The sequence below is a fragment of the Amycolatopsis sp. lyj-108 genome (genome assembly GCF_046549005.1).
GTDB lineage: Bacteria > Actinomycetota > Actinomycetes > Mycobacteriales > Pseudonocardiaceae > Amycolatopsis.
In genome coordinates this window covers 304,648-319,961 of sequence record NZ_JAJPWQ010000011.1, presented here as the reverse complement: position 1 = coordinate 319,961, position 15,314 = coordinate 304,648, and the positions used below count along the sequence as shown (strand labels likewise).

The following is a 15,314-nucleotide window of genomic DNA, read 5'->3' as shown; positions in this document are numbered from 1 at the left end:
GAGTTATGATGTGGAGGTTGTATCCCACAAGGGGGTGAACGGTTTCGACTTTGGACGTTGAATCAGGAGAAGCGTGCCGGTGCAGGCGAGAGACCACCGTAAGCGTCATCGCAAACCAATAAGCGCCGAGCCTAAGAGCCAGCGCGAGTTCGCCCTTGCTGCCTAAGCAGTAGAGCAACTCTGTCGGTCCGGGGTCGCCTCCGACCCGGTCACCGGCATCAGCTAGGAGGCTTACCGCCACATTCGGCTACGGAGTGTGGTTGGGAATCAAACAGTGGCTGGGCTCGTCACTTCAGCTTGTTCGCGTGACTGAAGGGGCCAAGTAGAGACATAGCGGACTGCGCACGGAGAAGTCCTGGTGATACGCCAGAGGACCCGGGTTCAATTCCCGGCACCTCCACTGGTCGACGGAAGCGGCTCTGCCCCTCGGGGTAGGGCCGCTTCTTCATGTACGGGTGCGAAGAGTTTCGCTACGGCAGTTGCGTAATCATTTCGGGGTCCGCTACGGTTCATTTACGAAACAGCCGTATCGAAAAGGGGCGGGATGTCGACCGAGGAGAAGCGCAGGGGGCGGCCGAGGGATGAGCAGGCCGATGGGCGGATTCTCGACGCCGCACTGGAAGTGTTGCTGGAAAACGGATACGACCGGTTCTCCATCGACACGGTCGCCGCGAAGGCCGGGGTCGCCAAGACCACGCTGTACCGGCGTTGGTCGACCAAAGACCACGTGATCGTGGCTGTGGTGGCCAGGATGCAGGACGAGGTGCCGGTGACCGATACCGGCGATCTGCGCGCGGACCTGGTCGGCTACCTCACCGAGATCGCCGCCGGGCTGAACCGGCTGCGCAAGGCCGCCAGGTCGAAGGAGGCGAGCGACCGATCCGCCGGACTGGTCGCCGAGATCGCCGCGGCCGCCGCCCGGCATCCGGACATCGGTGCCGCGGTGTGGCAACTCTTCGCGCGACGCAACACCCTGCCGATCGGCCTCATTCACCGGGCGCGTGAGCGCGGCGACCTGCCGGAAGACGTCGACCCGGAGACGCTGTTCGACCAGCTCGCCGGGGCGCTCTATTACCGGCTGCTGATTACCGGAAACCCGATCGGACCGGCGTATGTGCGCACCTTGGTCGGCACCGCGCTCAGTGGAATCTCCTCAATCCCTCCAGCGAAAAGGACCACGTCATGACCATCGCGTCTTCGTCAAGAGTCCGGATGTCCCGCCGTCGCCGGATCGCGATCATCGGGGGGATCGTGCTCGCCGCGCTGGCCGGGTATGTCACCTGGAGCAACCTGCGCCCGGTCACCCTGACCTCCTCGATCGAGATCGACGCCCCGGTGGACAAGGTGTGGCAAGTGCTCACCGATCTTCGCGCCTATCCGGCATGGAATCCGTTCGTCACCTCGGCGGAGGTGACCTCGGACGGCGGCACGCTCAAGGAGGGCGCCACCTTGCGCAATGTCATGCACGACGCGACCGGCGACACCACGTTCACCCCGACCGTGCTCGCGGTGACACCGGAACGGGAACTGCGCTGGCTCGGGCGGATCGAGCCCGGACTGATCTTCGATGGGGAGCACCGGTTCGAACTGCAGTCGCTCGGCTCCGGCCGGACCCGGCTGGTGCAGAGCGAGCGGTTCACCGGTGCGCTGGTGCCGTTCATGGCGAGTAGCCTGCGGGCTGACACGTTGCCGCAGTTCGAGGCGATGAACCGGGCACTGGCTCAGCGGGTGACCGCGCTCCCCTGATCGACCGCTTCCGACTGCGAAGTGCTGAAAGTTGCTTCGCGTGTTCTTCGACGGGGTTAGCGCTTGTGGCCGTTGACGATAGGGAGAGTTTCAGGCAGCGAAGAGCTGCGAGAAGCTTTGAGTACCGGTCGCCGGGGCAGTGCACGTTCCGGCGACCGGTTTCCTGTCCGCGGTGATGGAGACTGGAGCGAAGAACCGCTCTGAGCTTCAAGGATGTCGCCGCGATGATCAATCGCGTCGTGGTTGGCGAAAGCTCGGAAGCGGATCGCTCTGAGAGTGGCGGCGGGTGAAACTCCCGCCGCCGACTCATCCGCAAGAGCGAATGGAAGCTCTGGATCGCCCAGGACGGACTACCAGAATTCATCGCACCCGCCTCCCCGACCCGACCGGGGAGGAACCGAGGCGCAACACGATGCCTTCGCGGACATCGGGCGGACGCTGCTCGCAACGGCCTGAGATCTGTCGGACACTCACCGTGGCCGAATCGTCCGCGATCGGAGTGGTCCGGGGCGACGAGGTCGTCGACGCGTGGGGTGCGGAAGCTCCTCGCCGGACCGCCGGAGGGCCTCGCGAAGTCTTGAAGGCGTTCTTTCCGCTCGCCGGCGTGGTGCTCGTGCGCCGGCCGGGATGAGGTCTCCGGATGACGCGGGAATTGCCGCTGGATGTGTTGGCCTCAGCTGATTCCCGGTGCTCGTGATCATCGGCCGGAGTACGAGATCATCGCCGACGCGATCGCTGACAGGACCCGCGCGAGCCGTGCCGTCGTGGCGGGGATGGGCCACTTGATACCCGACGCCGGTGCGCCGTTCAAGGCCCGACTCGAGGCCTTTGTGAATCACGGAGAGTAGTGGAAACTAGATCATTTTTGTCTCAATTCACCCGCGCCGGGAACTGCCGCGGGGTGGGATGTCATGCTGAGTGTCCGACCATGGCCCTCTTTCGAACCGACCCCGTGTCGCCGGAGGGCCGGAAGAAGGTGGCAGATGACCTGGGCTAGGCATTCCAGTCGTCCCGATCCCGCAGAAGACCAGAGCCGCATGGCAGGTGTGCGGGCTGAAGAAGAAATCCGCCTCACCGTGCAGAACGGCAGGGCCGCAAGGACCGTCGCCGGGCACTCTTCGGACGCACTCGACTGCGCCGAACTACTGGCGATGCTCGGGCTCGAGGGAGTCCAGAAGAAGCACGCTCAGCGCACCTGACCCCCGATCCGGGTGGTCAGTTCGGCCGCGGTCAGGCGGACCTCTTCGGCGAGGTCGGGCCAAGTTTCCTCGCATCCCTCGGTCCCCGGGCAGAGGTGGCGGAGGGTCACGCTGATCGCGGCCATCGGCCGGCCGCCGTGGTCGAAGACCGGGCAAGCCACCGAGGCGAATCCTTCGGTGACGTGACCGTCTTCGACCGCCCAGCCGAGCCTGCCCTCCGCGTTCAGCGTTCGGCGTAGTTCGGCGAGGGTGCGCGGGCCGCGACCGGTGCGCAGCACGAACGCCGACGCGGCCGGGAAGAGCGCGCGTACGTGCGGCGACGGCAGGTGCCGCAGTATCGCCCTGCCCGACGCCGTGAGCTGCCCGGGCAGCCGGACGCCGACCTCGGTGACCAGGGTTTCCGGGCGCGTGGGGCGTTCTTTGACCAGGTAGAGCGACTCGTTGCCGTGCAGCACGCCGAGATGCGCGGTGTGGCCGACCCGGTCGGCGAGTTTGCGCAGCAGCGGGACCGCGAGCCGTTCCAGCGGATCGTGCCGCAGGTAGGCCGAGCCGAGCTCGAACGCGGCGATGCCGAGGCCGTACCGGCGCTCGGCGGGCAAGTGTGCCACGAAACCGGCGGCCTCCAGTTCGGCGAGCAGGTGATACGTCGTCGAACGCGGGAGGCCGAGTTCGCGCGCGATCGCGGCCGCCGACACCGGACCCGGCCGGGCGGCCAGGGTCCGAAGGATGCCGAGGCCGCGTCGCAGAGCCGGTACTTCGCTGCTCTCACCCATGCTGACCTCCTGTTTTGCTCGGTGCGGTAGCAAGGGACCTTTGCTATCACTTCTCTCAATGTTGAGAGAAGCGGTAGCAAAGGTCCCTTGCTCTCTTTCCGCAGGTGACCGTGTGGATTTCTGGTCATCCAACGCACCAAAATCCACACGGTCAGTACGCACCGCTACGCGGAGTGCAGGGTGTGTGGATATAGGGACACTCAACGTCCCTATATCCACACACCTCCGTCGCCCGCGATAGCAAGGGACCCTTGCTATCGCCGTGCGTCTTGGATACCAGACACAACCACCGGTTGGGGCCGCCCACCAGCGGGCATGGCGTTGTCCAATGGGGCTATGCCGGAAACCGTACTTCTGGGCTCCGAACCGCTTCGGCCCGAACAGGTCGTCGCGGTCGCCCGTGACCACTCGCCCGTCGCGGTCAGCGAAGCGGCCGAGAAGAACCTCGCCGCGACGCGTCAGCACATCGACGACCTCGCCCACGCCGAGACGCCGACGTACGGCGTTTCGACGGGCTTCGGGGCGCTCGCGACCAGGCATATCCCGCTCGAGCGCCGCACCGCCCTGCAGCGGTCGCTGATCCGGTCGCACGCGGCCGGCGCGGGGCCGGTCGTGGAGACCGAGGTCGTGCGCGCGCTGATGTTGCTGCGTCTCCGCACTCTCGCCAGTGGGTACACCGGTATCCGGCCGCAGACCGCGCAAGCGCTTGCGGCCCTGCTCAACGCCGGGATCACCCCGCTCGTCCACGAGTACGGCTCTCTCGGCTGCTCCGGTGACCTCGCGCCTCTCGCCGCCGTCGCGCTCGCGCTGATGGGAGAGGGCGAAGTCGAGTACAACGGCGAAGTCGTCCAGGCAAGCGTCGCGCTGAAGCACGCTGGCATCGAGCCGGTTGTTCTCGCGGAGAAGGAGGGCCTCGCCCTCACGAACGGGACCGACGGCATGCTCGGCATGCTCCTGCTCGCCGCGGCCGATCTGCGCAAGCTTCTCGACACCGCCGACATCACCGCGGCGATGAGCGTCGAGGCGCTCCTCGGTACCGATCGCGCCTTCGCCGCCGATCTCCAGGCGCTGCGTCCGCACCCCGGACAGGCACGGAGCGCCCAGCGGATGTGGACGGCGCTTCAGGACTCGAAGATCGTCGAGAGTCACCGCGGTCCGGACTGCAACCGCGTCCAGGACGCGTACTCCCTCCGCTGCGCGCCCCAGGTGCACGGCGGCGCACGCGACAGCCTTACGCACGCCGAACTCGTCGCTGAGCGTGAGCTTCACTCCGCGGTCGACAACCCGGTCGTGCTGTCCGACGGCCGCGTCGAGTCGAACGGTAATTTCCACGGCGCCCCGGTCGCGTACGTGCTCGACTTCCTCGCCATCCCGCTCGCGGACGTCGCCAGTATCGCCGAGCGCCGCACCGATCGGATGCTCGACAAGGCCCGCTCGCACGGCCTGCCGCCGTTCCTCGCGTTCGACCCCGGCGTCGATTCGGGCCACATGATCGCCCAGTACACGCAGGCGGCCATCGTCAGCGAACTCAAGCGTCTCGCGGTGCCGGCGTCGGTCGATTCGATCCCGAGCAGCGCCATGCAGGAGGACCACGTCTCCATGGGCTGGTCCGCCGCGCGCAAGCTGCGCAAGGCCGTCGAGGGGCTCAACACCGTTCTCGCCATCGAACTGCTCACCGCCGCGCGGGCACTCGACATGCGCGCGCCCCTGCTCCCGTCGCCGGTCACCGGCCGGGTCCGGGATCTCGTCCGCACCAAGGTCGAGGGCCCCGGCCCCGACCGTCATCTGGCGCCGGAGATCGCCGCCGCCGAAGAACTCGTCGCGTCGGGTGCCGTCCTCGCCGCGGCCCAACTGGAGGTCTGAGCCCATGACCCGCACGGTCCGTGCCGCCCGAGGCACCACGCTCACCGCGAAGAACTGGCAGACCGAAGCCGCGCTGCGGATGTTCCACAACAACCTCGACCCGGAGGTCGCCGAGCGCCCCGAAGACCTGGTCGTCTACGGCGGCACCGGCAAGGCCGCCCGCAACTGGGCCAGCTTCGACGCGATCACCCGCGAGCTGACCGGTTTGGAGCAGGACGAGACGCTGCTCGTCCAGTCCGGTAAGCCGGTCGGCGTGTTCCGCACGCACGAATGGGCACCGCGAGTGCTCATCGCGAACTCCAACCTCGTCGGCGACTGGGCGACCTGGCCGGAGTTCCGCCGCCTGGAGGCGCAGGGCCTGACCATGTACGGCCAGATGACCGCGGGGTCCTGGATCTACATCGGCACGCAGGGAATCCTGCAGGGCACCTACGAGACCTTCGCCGCCGTCGCGAAGAAGCGGTTCGGGGGCACCCTCAAGGGCACGCTCACCGTCACCGCCGGCCTCGGCGGCATGGGTGGCGCGCAGCCGCTCGCGGTCACGATGAACGACGGCGTCGCACTCGTCATCGAATGCGACCCGCAGCGTGCCCACCGCCGCGTCGAGACCCGCTACCTCGACGAGGTCGCCGACGACCTCGACGACGCGATCCGCCGGGTGGAGGCCGCGAAGAAGGAGAAGCGCGCGCTGTCCGTCGGCGTGGTCGGCAACGCCGCCGAGGTGCTGCCCGAACTGCTGCGCCGCGGCGTCGAGGTCGACATCGTCACCGACCAGACTTCCGCGCACGACCCGCTTTCCTACCTGCCCAAGGGTATCGGCGTCGACGAGTGGCAGGACTACGCGGACAAGAAGCCCGACGAGTTCACCGAGCGCGCCCGCGAGTCGATGGCGGAGCACGTGGAGGCGATGCTCGGCTTCCTCGACAAGGGCGCCGAGGTCTTCGACTACGGCAACTCCCTGCGCGGCGAGGCGAAACTCGGCGGCTGCGAGCGGGCGTTCGACTTCCCCGGGTTCGTGCCCGCCTACATCCGCCCGCTGTTCTGCGAGGGCAACGGCCCGTTCCGCTGGGCGGCGTTGTCGGGTGACCCCGAGGACATCGCGGCGACCGACCGCGCGATGCTGGAACTGTTCCCGGAGAACGAATCCCTCGCACGCTGGCTCAAGCTGGCAGGCGAACGCGTCGCCTTCCAGGGGCTGCCGGCGCGGATCTGCTGGCTCGGCTACGGCGAGCGGCACCTCGCGGGGCTGCGGTTCAACGAGATGGTCGCCAGCGGCGAGCTGAAGGCGCCGGTCGTCATCGGCCGTGACCACCTCGACTCGGGCAGTGTCGCCTCGCCGTACCGCGAGACCGAGGGCATGGCCGACGGTTCCGACGCGATCGCCGACTGGCCGTTGCTGAACGCGCTGGTCAACACCTCGTCGGGTGCCAGCTGGGTGTCGATCCACCACGGCGGCGGCGTCGGTATGGGCCGCTCGATCCACGCCGGCCAGGTCAGCGTGGCCGACGGAACCCTGCTGGCCGCGCAGAAACTCGAACGCGTGCTCACCAACGACCCGGGCATGGGCGTCATCCGGCACGTCGACGCGGGATACGACCGCGCCGCCGACGTCGCCGACGAGCGCGGCGTGCGCGTGCCGATGCGGGACGCCGAGTGACCGCGTCCTCGCTGCTGGAGGAGATCTCGGACGTCGGCCGCGACCCGAAGCGCGGCGGCTACTCCCGCCACGCCTTCGACGCGGCCGAAACCGAACTGCGCGCGTGGTTCGTCGAGCGCGCGGGACGGCTGGGGCTGGGTGTCGAGACCGATCGCAACGGCAACATCTGGGCCTGGTGGGGCACCCCCGGGCCGGACGCCGTCGTCACCGGGAGTCACCTCGATTCGGTGCCCGGTGGTGGCGCCTTCGACGGTCCGCTCGGCGTCGCGAGCGCACTCGACGCGGTGGAAATCTTGCAGGCCAAGGGATTCCGACCCGCCAAACCGTTCGCCGTCGTGGTCTTCGCGGAAGAGGAGGGCGGCCGTTTCGGCGTGCCGTGCCTCGGCTCGCGGCTGCTGACCGGGACCATCGACGCGGACAAGGCGCGCGGCCTGCGTGATCCGGACGGCGTCACGTTCGCCGAAGCGGCGGCGAAATCCGGCCTCGATCCCGATCGGGTCGGCCGGGACTCCGAGCGACTCGGCCTGATCGGGCGGTTCCTCGAACTGCACGTCGAACAGGGTCGCGGGCTGATCGACCTCGGTTCGCCCGTCGCCGTCGGCACTACGGTGATCGCCCACGGCCGATGGCGATTCTCCTTCCATGGACAGGGAAACCATGCCGGGGCGACGCTGATCGGTGATCGTCGTGACCCGATGATCCCGGCGGCCGAGACCGTCCTCGCCGTGCGGAAACTGGCGAAGGCGACCGCCGACGCCAGGGCCACCGTCGGCAGGCTCGTGCCGGTGCCGGGCGGCACCAACGTCATCGCGTCCACTGTGGACCTGTGGTTGGACGCGCGGGTACCGGGCCCGGACACGCCCGAACTGGTCGCGGAGATCGCGAAACTGGCCGAAGAGGTGGCCGGGCAGGAAGGCTGCCGCGTCGAGGTCACCAGGGAGTCGTACTCGGACGACGTGGTCTTCGACGACGCGCTGCGTCGTGACCTGAGCACCTGGCTCGGCGGACCGCCGGAGCTGCCGACCGGCGCCGGGCACGACGCCGCGATCCTCGCCGGATTCGTCCCGTCCGGGATGCTCTACGTGCGCAATCCGACCGGGATCAGCCATTCCCCGGAGGAGTTCTCCGAGGCGGCGGACGTCGACCACGGTGCCCGCGCGCTCGCGGAAGTCCTGGAGAAACTGTCGACATGACGACATATTGGTGTGAACGGGCCTGGCTGCCGGACGGGATCGCCGATGCCGTGCGGATCGAGGTCGACGGCGGGACGATCGTTTCCGTGACGGCGAACGCGCCTCGCGAAGGAACTGTCCTGAGTGGACTGACCCTGCCGGGCTTCGCCAACGGGCATTCGCACGCGTTCCACCGTGCGCTGCGCGGCCGGACGCACCATGACCGCGGGACCTTCTGGACGTGGCGCGAGCGGATGTACTCGCTCGCGTCGCGGCTCGATCCGGACTCGTACCACCGGCTGGCGCGCGGTGTCTACGCCGAGATGGTGCTGGCCGGGTACACGAGTGTCGGCGAGTTCCACTACCTTCATCACGCGCCGGGCGGAAAGCCTTACGCCGAGCCGAACGCGATGGGCGAGGCGTTGCGGCAGGCCGCCAGGGATGCCGGGATCCGGCTGACGTTGCTCGACACGTGTTATCTCGCGGGTGGGATCGGCGTCGAACCCGACGAGGTGCAGCAGCGGTTCTCCGACGGTTCCGCGGCGCACTGGGCACGGCGGGTCGGCGAGCTGCGGGAAGATGAGACGTTCCGCGTGGGTGGCGCGATCCATTCGGTGCGTGCCGTTCCCGAAGATCAACTGTCCGAAGTGGATCGTGGGGCCGGGCCGCTGCACATCCACCTCTCCGAGCAGCGGGCCGAGAACGAGCAGTGCCTGGCGGCCTATGGCCGGACGCCGACAGGGCTGCTTCACGACCACGGAGTGCTCGGCGAGCGGCTCACCGCGGTGCACGCGACGCATCTGACGCCGCTCGACATCAAGCAACTCGGCGCGGCGCGGAGTCGTGCCTGCTTCTGCCCGACGACCGAACGGGATCTCGGCGACGGCATCGGTCCCGCGCGGACGTTGCTGGACGCGGGCGTGCGGCTGTCGCTCGGCAGCGACAGCAACGCGGTCGTCGACGCGTTCGAGGAGACCAGGGCGCTGGAACTGAACGAGCGGCTCGCCAGCGAGAAGCGCGGCCGGTTCACCGCGGAGGAACTGCTCGCGGCGGCGGCGGATCACGGCGCGATCGGCTGGGACGAGGTCGGTGCGCTGGCTCCGGGCGCGGGCGCGGACCTGGTCACGGTCGGCCTCGGGTCGGTGCGGACCGCGGGGATCGAGCCGTCCGGGGTGGTCTTCGCCGCCTCCGGCGCGGACGTCCGGGATGTCGTCGTCGCCGGGCGTGAGATCGTCCGCGATGGCGCGCATCAGCTGATCGACCGGCCGGAAACGGTCTTGGCCAAGGAGATCGAGGCATTGTGGCAGTCCTGATCACGGGTATCGGCGAGCTCACCACGAACGACGCCGAGCTGGGCGAACTCCGCGACGCGGCCGTCATCGTCGAGGGCGAGACGATCGCCTGGGCCGGTTCGGCGGCGGACGCGCCCGACGCGGACGAGCGGGTCGACGTCGACGGCCGCGCTGTGCTGCCCGGGTGGGTGGACAGCCACACGCACCTCGTGTTCGCCGGGGACCGGACGGCCGAGTTCGAGGCGCGGATGGCAGGGAAGGCGTACAGCGCCGGAGGGATCGCGGTCACCGTCGACGCGACGCGATCGGCCTCCGACGAGCAGCTTGCGGCGAACCTGCGGCGCCACGTCGACGAAGCGGCGAAGCAGGGCACGACGTGTCTGGAGACGAAGACCGGATACGGGCTCAACGTCGAAGACGAGGTGCGCTCGGCGCGGATCGCCGCCGACGTGGCCGACGAGGTCACCTTCCTCGGCGCGCATCTGGTGCCGCCGGGCGCGGACGCGGAGTCCTATGTGGACCTGGTGTGCGGCGACATGCTCGACGCGGTGGCACCGCTCGTGCGATGGGCGGACGTGTTCTGCGAGACCGGCGCTTTCGACGAGGCGCAGTCCGCGCGGGTGCTGAAGGCGGCGCGGGAACGCGGGCTCGGGCTGCGGGTGCACGGGAACCAGCTGGGGGAGGGGCCGGGGGTGCGGCTCGCCGTCGAGCTGGGGGCCGCGAGTGTCGACCACTGCACGTACCTGAGCGAAGCGGACGTCGAGGCTCTCGCTGCTTCGGACACTGTCGCGACGCTTCTGCCGGCGTGTGACCTGTCGACCCGGCAGCCGCTGGCGCCGGCGCGGCGGCTCCTGGACGCGGGGGCGACGGTCGCGCTGGCGAGCAACGCGAACCCGGGCAGCTCGTACACGACCTCGATGGCGTTCTGCGTCACGACCGCGGTGCTGCAGATGCGGATGACGATCGAGGAGGCCGTCTGGTCGGCGACGGCGGGCGGCGCCCGGGCGCTGCGGAGGGACGACGTCGGGGTGATCCGGCCCGGCGCGCGGGCGGACCTTCAGGTGCTCGAAGCGCCTTCGGTCACGCACCTCGCGTATCGGCCAGGGGTGCCGCTGACGGCTGCTGTTTGGCGGCGCGGGAGGCTTCTGACCAGCGGTTTCGCTTCAAAGTGATAGCAAAGGTCCCTTGCTCCCCCGCTGAGGTCAGGACGCTCGGCCGAGGGTTTCCTCGACGCGCAGGCGTAGCGCGGGCGGGAGTTCGCCGAGCAGGTGGGACCACTGCTCGACCCGCTTCTCGCTCAGGTGGGTGAGCAGGTCGAGCACCGGCGGCCACAGGTCCTCGTCGGCGGCCGCGACCCCCAGCAGGCCGCGGAACCGGGCTTCGGAGAGCAGCCCGAGGACGTGATCGATCCGGTTCTTGTCGTCGAGGACGAACGCGATCCGGATCAGTGCCTCGTCGCCGATGACGTCGAGTGCCCTGCGCACCGTCGGATCGGGCAGGTGGCCGACGAACCGGCCGACGGTGATCCAGTCCTCGCGGCGCACGAGTTCACCGGCGACCGCGACCACGGTGTCGAGCGGGATCCGCCCGATGATCGCGCTCGCGCGGCGCGGGTCCAGTTCGGCCGCGACGTCGGCCAGGAAGGGCGGCTTCAGCCGCTTCGCGACATCGACGCCCCGGGAGACGTCCACCAGTCCGGCGATCCGCGCGCACAGAAGCGGGCCGAAGACCTTCTCGGCGATCTTCGCGAGGATCGGGCTCGGGACGAGCTTGCTCGCCATCGCCATCCGCTCGAGGGCGGCGCGGTTGGCGTCGAACAGCGTGTCCGTGACCTGCTCGCGGAACGCCTGGAGTTCGGCGGCGTCCACCTTCTCCAGGTAAGCGAGTCGCTCGGGAGTGGTGCCCAGGACGCGGGCGAGTTTGAGGATCTCCGCCCGCGAGGCGAAGTTTTCGGTGGTCACAGGCCCACCACCTTGCGAACGGTGCCCCGCAGAAGCGCGGGTACGTACTTCAGGCCCTCTTCGCCCGCTTCGGCCAAGGCCTTGGCCTGACGGTGGCGCGCGTCGCGCAGCGCGTCGGAGAGGTCCTGCTTCTCGTTGTCGGCCAGCGCTTCGATGCCTGCCGGGACAGGACAGCCTAGCTGACCGGTGAGTGTGCGCTCGGCCATGGTGGATCATCATGCCTCATCGGACCGGGAAAGCAGGGGACCTTTACTTTCGTCCATGGCGGACAGCTCGCCACGGCTTGTAGCGTCCAGGTCTGTGATGGACGGAGAGGAGCCCGTGCGGCGCGGGCGGCGGCTGATCATGGACGTCGCGCTGTGGCTCGGGCTCTGTGGCTGGGTGACCATCGACGCCGGATCCAGCACGAAGCACTGGGAGCTGCTCTTCGGGCTCACCGCGACCACGGCCGCGATCGCGGTGTCGCGCCGGTACCCGCTGGTCTCGCTCGCCATCGCCATGATCGCGAGCTTCATCGTGCTGGGCAGCTTCGGTGGCCGGGTGCCGATCTGGGAAGGCTTCCTTCTCGTCGCGGTGAGTTATCTCGCCGGCTACCGGCAGCCGGTCGCGAAGCCGATGTTGCGCCTTTTCACGATCGTTTCCGTGATCGCGGTCCCGGTGGCGCTGCTGTGGAGCGAGGACGGCTTCTCGGCCTGGGGCGCGTTGCTCGGCATCCTGGTCTTCGCGTCGGTGACGCCGTGGCTGCTGGGCCGCTACATCCGGCAACGCGAGGACATGGCGCGTGACGGCTGGCGCCGCGCCGAGGAGATGGAGAGCCGTCAGCGGCTCATCGCCGACCGCGCACGGCTGCGTGAACGGACGAGGATCGCCAGCGACATGCACGACTCGCTGGGCCACGAGCTGAGCCTCATCGCGGTGCGCGCGGCGGCGCTGGAGGTCGCGGGTGGGCTCGACGAGCAGCAGCGGCAGGCCGCAGGTGACCTGCGACAGAGCGCCGCGACGGCGACCGAGCGGCTGCGCGAGATCATCGGGGTCCTGCGTGAGGACGACGCGCCGACCGAGCCGGTGCACGAGAGCATCGACGAACTGCTCGACCGGACCAGGGCCTCCGGCGTGCTGATCGAGTCCTCTGTGGACGCACCGTTCGACGATGAACCGCAGATGGTCGACCGCGCCGCGTATCGCGTGGTCCAGGAATCGGTCACGAACGTGGTGAAACACGCGCCGGGTGCCGCCGTCACCGTCCGGGTCGTGCGGTCGGCGGGGCGGACGGACGTCGTGGTCACCAATGCCGCGCCGCCCGCGGGGCCGTTGCCGGGCCGGGCTTCGGGCAGGCGCGGGCTGATCGGCCTGCGCGAGCGGGTCCGGCTGGTCGGCGGGACCCTCCGGGCAGGACCGCACGAAGGCGGATTCGAGGTCAGCGCGACCTTGCCGCACGACGCGGCGCCGTCGGAGGAATCCCCGGAGAGCCAGGCGGCGATGGACGCCGAGGTCGGGCAGTCCTTGTCGGCCAGGGAACTGGAACGTGCCCGCCGTGACGTCCGGCGCAGCCTGATCCAGGCGGTCGTCGTGCCGATCGGGCTGTTCGGCCTGGTGGTCGGGATCAGCGGGGTGGTGTTCCTCGTCCAGTGGTACGGCTCCGTACTCGCCGGTGGCGACTACGACCGGATCCGGATCGGCCAGTCGCGGGCGGAGATCGCGGCCGTGCTGCCCGGCGGCCAGCGGATCGCCCGGCCGCGCGTGGTGGAGCCCCCGGTGCCCGCGGGGGCGACATGCGAGTACTACGGCACCGAGCGCACCGTGTTCAACTTGAACTACGAGGCCTACCGGCTGTGCTTCGCCGAGGGGAAACTCGTGGCGAAGGACATGATCACCGAAGACGAGCAAAGGGGGAACCCGGATGATCCGGGTGGTGCTGGCCGATGACGAGGCGATGATCCGCGCCGGTGTGTCGGCGATTCTGGCCGCGGACGCCGGGATCGAAGTGGTCGCGGAAGCCGAGGACGGCCGTGCCGCGGTCGAGCAGGCGCGCGCGACCAGGCCTGACGTCGTCCTCCTCGACATCCGGATGCCGGTCATGGACGGGCTCAAGGCGGCCGAGGAGATCCGGCGGCTGCTGCCCGAGATCGGCGTGATCATGCTGACCACGTTCGGCGAGGACGCCTACATCGAGCGTGCGCTGGGCCTCGGCGCGAGCGGTTTCCTGTTGAAATCCGGTGATCCGCGCGAACTGCTGTCCGGGATCCACGCGGTCGCGGGCGGTGCGGCGTTCCTTTCGCCGAAGGTCGCGCAGCGGGTCATCGCGCGCTTCTCCGGCAACCAGGTGTCCCGCGCCGAAGAGGCGCGGGCGCTGATCGGCAAGCTGACCCCGCGTGAACAGGAAGTGCTGGCGCTGCTGGGTTCCGGTCTGTCCAATGCGGACATCGCGGCCAAGCTGTTCGTGGTCGAGGGCACGGTCAAGGCCTACGTGAGCACCATCCTCAACCGGCTCGGCGCGCGGAACCGCGTGCAGGCCGCGATCACCGCGTACGAGGCGGGGCTGGTCGGCGGGGAACCGGAGGCGTCCAGCCGCTGACCCCGGCACCGATGCGGGCGGTGAGCGCGCCGGGCAGCAGGCGGAACACACCGTTGCGGACGGCCACGGCGAGCGGGTTCCTCAACTGTGGGCCCATTTTTCCCGCCTGCACCGAGGATCTGACGACCGCTTGGGTGCGTGGGCGGCGCTGTTCGTCGTACCTCTTCAGTGCCGCGTCGATGTCTTCGGTGGTGCTCAGCGCGGCGGCGAGGACGACGGCGTCTTCGATCGCCTGGCAGCCGCCTTGGCCGAGGAACGGCGGCATCGCGTGCGCCGCGTCGCCGAGGAGCGCGACGCGGCCTTTGACGTACGTCGGCAGGGGAGTGCCGAGCAGGTGGAGATCGTGGTGGAGCAGCGTCTCCGGCGTCGTCGCGTCGATGAGCTCGGGAATGGGCTCGTGCCAGCCGCCGAAGCGGTTCCGTAGATACGCCTTCGGGTCCTCGTAGCGGATGCCCGCTTCGGCGACGTAGCTCGCCCACCAGTAGACGCGGCCGTCGTGCAGCGGGATGACGCCGATCTCGGCGCCGTCGTCCCAGCTCGTGCTGAGTTCTGTGGGGTGAGGGAGGGCGGTCACCGCGCGGAAGGCCGTGCTGCCGCTGTAGACCGGTTCGGGATGCTGTGGCCAGAGTTGTTCGCGGGCGGTGCTGTGGATCCCGTCGGCGGCGATGATGACGTCGGCGTCGAGATCGTCGAGGCTCGTGACCTCGACGCCGGTGCGGACGCACTCGTCGGGGAGCGCGTCGCGGAGAGCGCCGATGAGGTCCGCGCGGTGGATGGCGGCGAGCGGACGGCCGTGATGACGGCGGAACGCTTCGCCGTCCCAACGGGTGATGCGGCGGCCTTCGCGGTCGTGGAGACCGCCGGACGCTTGTTCCCTCAGGGTGCGGGGGTGGACGCCCAGTGTTTCGAGTGAGCGCAGGGCGTTCGGCCACAGGGAGATGCCGGCGCCGACGGCGGTGAGCTCCGGCGCCTGTTCGAGGACGGTGACCTCCCAGCCGATGCCGTGCAACCCGATGGCGGCACTCAGTCCGCCGATTCCTCCGCCGATCACGATCGCTTTGCGCATGTCGACCTCC

The 15,314-nt window shown here is 69.3% G+C and carries 14 protein-coding genes and 1 other RNA gene; 11 read left to right on the top strand and 4 right to left on the bottom strand.

Features of this window, described 5'->3' with window-relative positions; translation table 11 throughout:
- The first annotated feature begins 30 nt into the window (after positions 1-30).
- The 4 genes from ssrA (at position 31) to ACLJO0_RS33825 (ending at position 2,945) form a co-directional block, all read left to right on the top strand.
- Positions 31-403, top strand: a transfer-messenger RNA (tmRNA) gene (gene ssrA / locus ACLJO0_RS33840).
- Between the two features lie 141 nt (positions 404-544).
- Positions 545-1,186 carry a TetR/AcrR family transcriptional regulator gene (locus ACLJO0_RS33835; RefSeq protein ID WP_410583091.1) on the top strand — a complete coding sequence of 214 codons (642 nt, stop codon included), beginning with the start codon at positions 545-547 and terminating at the stop codon, positions 1,184-1,186.
- On the top strand, positions 1,183-1,746 hold the full coding sequence (locus ACLJO0_RS33830; protein WP_410583089.1) for an SRPBCC family protein: 564 nt from the start codon (positions 1,183-1,185) through the stop codon (positions 1,744-1,746). The genes ACLJO0_RS33835 and ACLJO0_RS33830 overlap by 4 nt, the downstream gene beginning before the upstream one ends.
- A 983-nt stretch (positions 1,747-2,729) precedes the next feature.
- Positions 2,730-2,945: a hypothetical protein gene (locus tag ACLJO0_RS33825; protein WP_065913043.1), complete on the top strand. Its 216-nt coding sequence runs from the start codon at positions 2,730-2,732 to the stop codon at positions 2,943-2,945.
- Here ACLJO0_RS33825 and ACLJO0_RS33820 read toward each other — a convergent pair.
- A complete protein-coding gene (locus tag ACLJO0_RS33820) occupies positions 2,933-3,718 on the bottom strand; it encodes an IclR family transcriptional regulator (RefSeq protein ID WP_410583087.1) in 786 nt (261 codons plus the stop codon). The genes ACLJO0_RS33825 and ACLJO0_RS33820 overlap by 13 nt on opposite strands.
- Positions 3,719-4,054: 336 nt before the next feature.
- Here ACLJO0_RS33820 and hutH point away from each other — a divergent pair, with 336 nt between their 5' ends.
- Genes hutH through hutI form a run of 5 tightly spaced genes read left to right on the top strand, consistent with a single transcriptional unit; the run spans position 4,055 to position 10,874 of the window.
- Positions 4,055-5,581: a histidine ammonia-lyase gene (gene hutH, locus ACLJO0_RS33815; protein WP_410583086.1), complete on the top strand. Its 1,527-nt coding sequence runs from the start codon at positions 4,055-4,057 to the stop codon at positions 5,579-5,581.
- A 4-nt stretch (positions 5,582-5,585) separates the two neighbouring features.
- The gene (gene hutU / locus ACLJO0_RS33810) at positions 5,586-7,238 is read left to right on the top strand and encodes a urocanate hydratase (protein WP_410583085.1); all 1,653 of its coding nucleotides are present in this window, start codon (positions 5,586-5,588) and stop codon (positions 7,236-7,238) included.
- The gene (locus tag ACLJO0_RS33805; RefSeq protein ID WP_410583084.1) at positions 7,235-8,431 is read left to right on the top strand and encodes an allantoate amidohydrolase; all 1,197 of its coding nucleotides are present in this window, start codon (positions 7,235-7,237) and stop codon (positions 8,429-8,431) included. Before hutU ends, ACLJO0_RS33805 begins: the two co-directional genes overlap by 4 nt.
- Positions 8,428-9,723, top strand: coding sequence for a formimidoylglutamate deiminase (locus tag ACLJO0_RS33800; RefSeq protein ID WP_410583083.1), 1,296 nt, complete (start codon positions 8,428-8,430; stop codon positions 9,721-9,723). Before ACLJO0_RS33805 ends, ACLJO0_RS33800 begins: the two co-directional genes overlap by 4 nt.
- Entirely contained in the window at positions 9,711-10,874 is a 1,164-nt protein-coding gene (hutI, locus tag ACLJO0_RS33795) for an imidazolonepropionase (protein ID WP_410583081.1), read from the top strand. Before ACLJO0_RS33800 ends, hutI begins: the two co-directional genes overlap by 13 nt.
- 30 nt (positions 10,875-10,904) lie before the next feature.
- On the opposite strand, the gene ACLJO0_RS33790 is transcribed toward hutI, so the two are convergent.
- Both ACLJO0_RS33790 and ACLJO0_RS33785 read right to left on the bottom strand, forming a co-directional pair.
- The gene (locus ACLJO0_RS33790; protein WP_410583079.1) at positions 10,905-11,663 is read right to left on the bottom strand and encodes a hypothetical protein; all 759 of its coding nucleotides are present in this window, start codon (positions 11,661-11,663) and stop codon (positions 10,905-10,907) included.
- Entirely contained in the window at positions 11,660-11,869 is a 210-nt protein-coding gene (locus tag ACLJO0_RS33785) for a hypothetical protein (protein WP_410583078.1), read from the bottom strand. The genes ACLJO0_RS33790 and ACLJO0_RS33785 overlap by 4 nt, the downstream gene beginning before the upstream one ends.
- 97 nt (positions 11,870-11,966) lie before the next feature.
- On the opposite strand from ACLJO0_RS33785, the gene ACLJO0_RS33780 reads away from it, so the two are divergent.
- Both ACLJO0_RS33780 and ACLJO0_RS33775 read left to right on the top strand, forming a co-directional pair.
- The gene (locus ACLJO0_RS33780) at positions 11,967-13,589 is read left to right on the top strand and encodes a histidine kinase (protein WP_410583132.1); all 1,623 of its coding nucleotides are present in this window, start codon (positions 11,967-11,969) and stop codon (positions 13,587-13,589) included.
- On the top strand, positions 13,564-14,238 hold the full coding sequence (locus ACLJO0_RS33775; protein ID WP_125789224.1) for a response regulator transcription factor: 675 nt from the start codon (positions 13,564-13,566) through the stop codon (positions 14,236-14,238). Before ACLJO0_RS33780 ends, ACLJO0_RS33775 begins: the two co-directional genes overlap by 26 nt.
- On the opposite strand, the gene ACLJO0_RS33770 is transcribed toward ACLJO0_RS33775, so the two are convergent.
- Positions 14,183-15,304, bottom strand: a complete 1,122-nt coding sequence (locus ACLJO0_RS33770; protein WP_410583076.1) for an FAD-dependent monooxygenase — start codon at positions 15,302-15,304, stop codon at positions 14,183-14,185. The genes ACLJO0_RS33775 and ACLJO0_RS33770 overlap by 56 nt on opposite strands.
- Between the last annotated feature and the right edge of the window lie 10 nt (positions 15,305-15,314).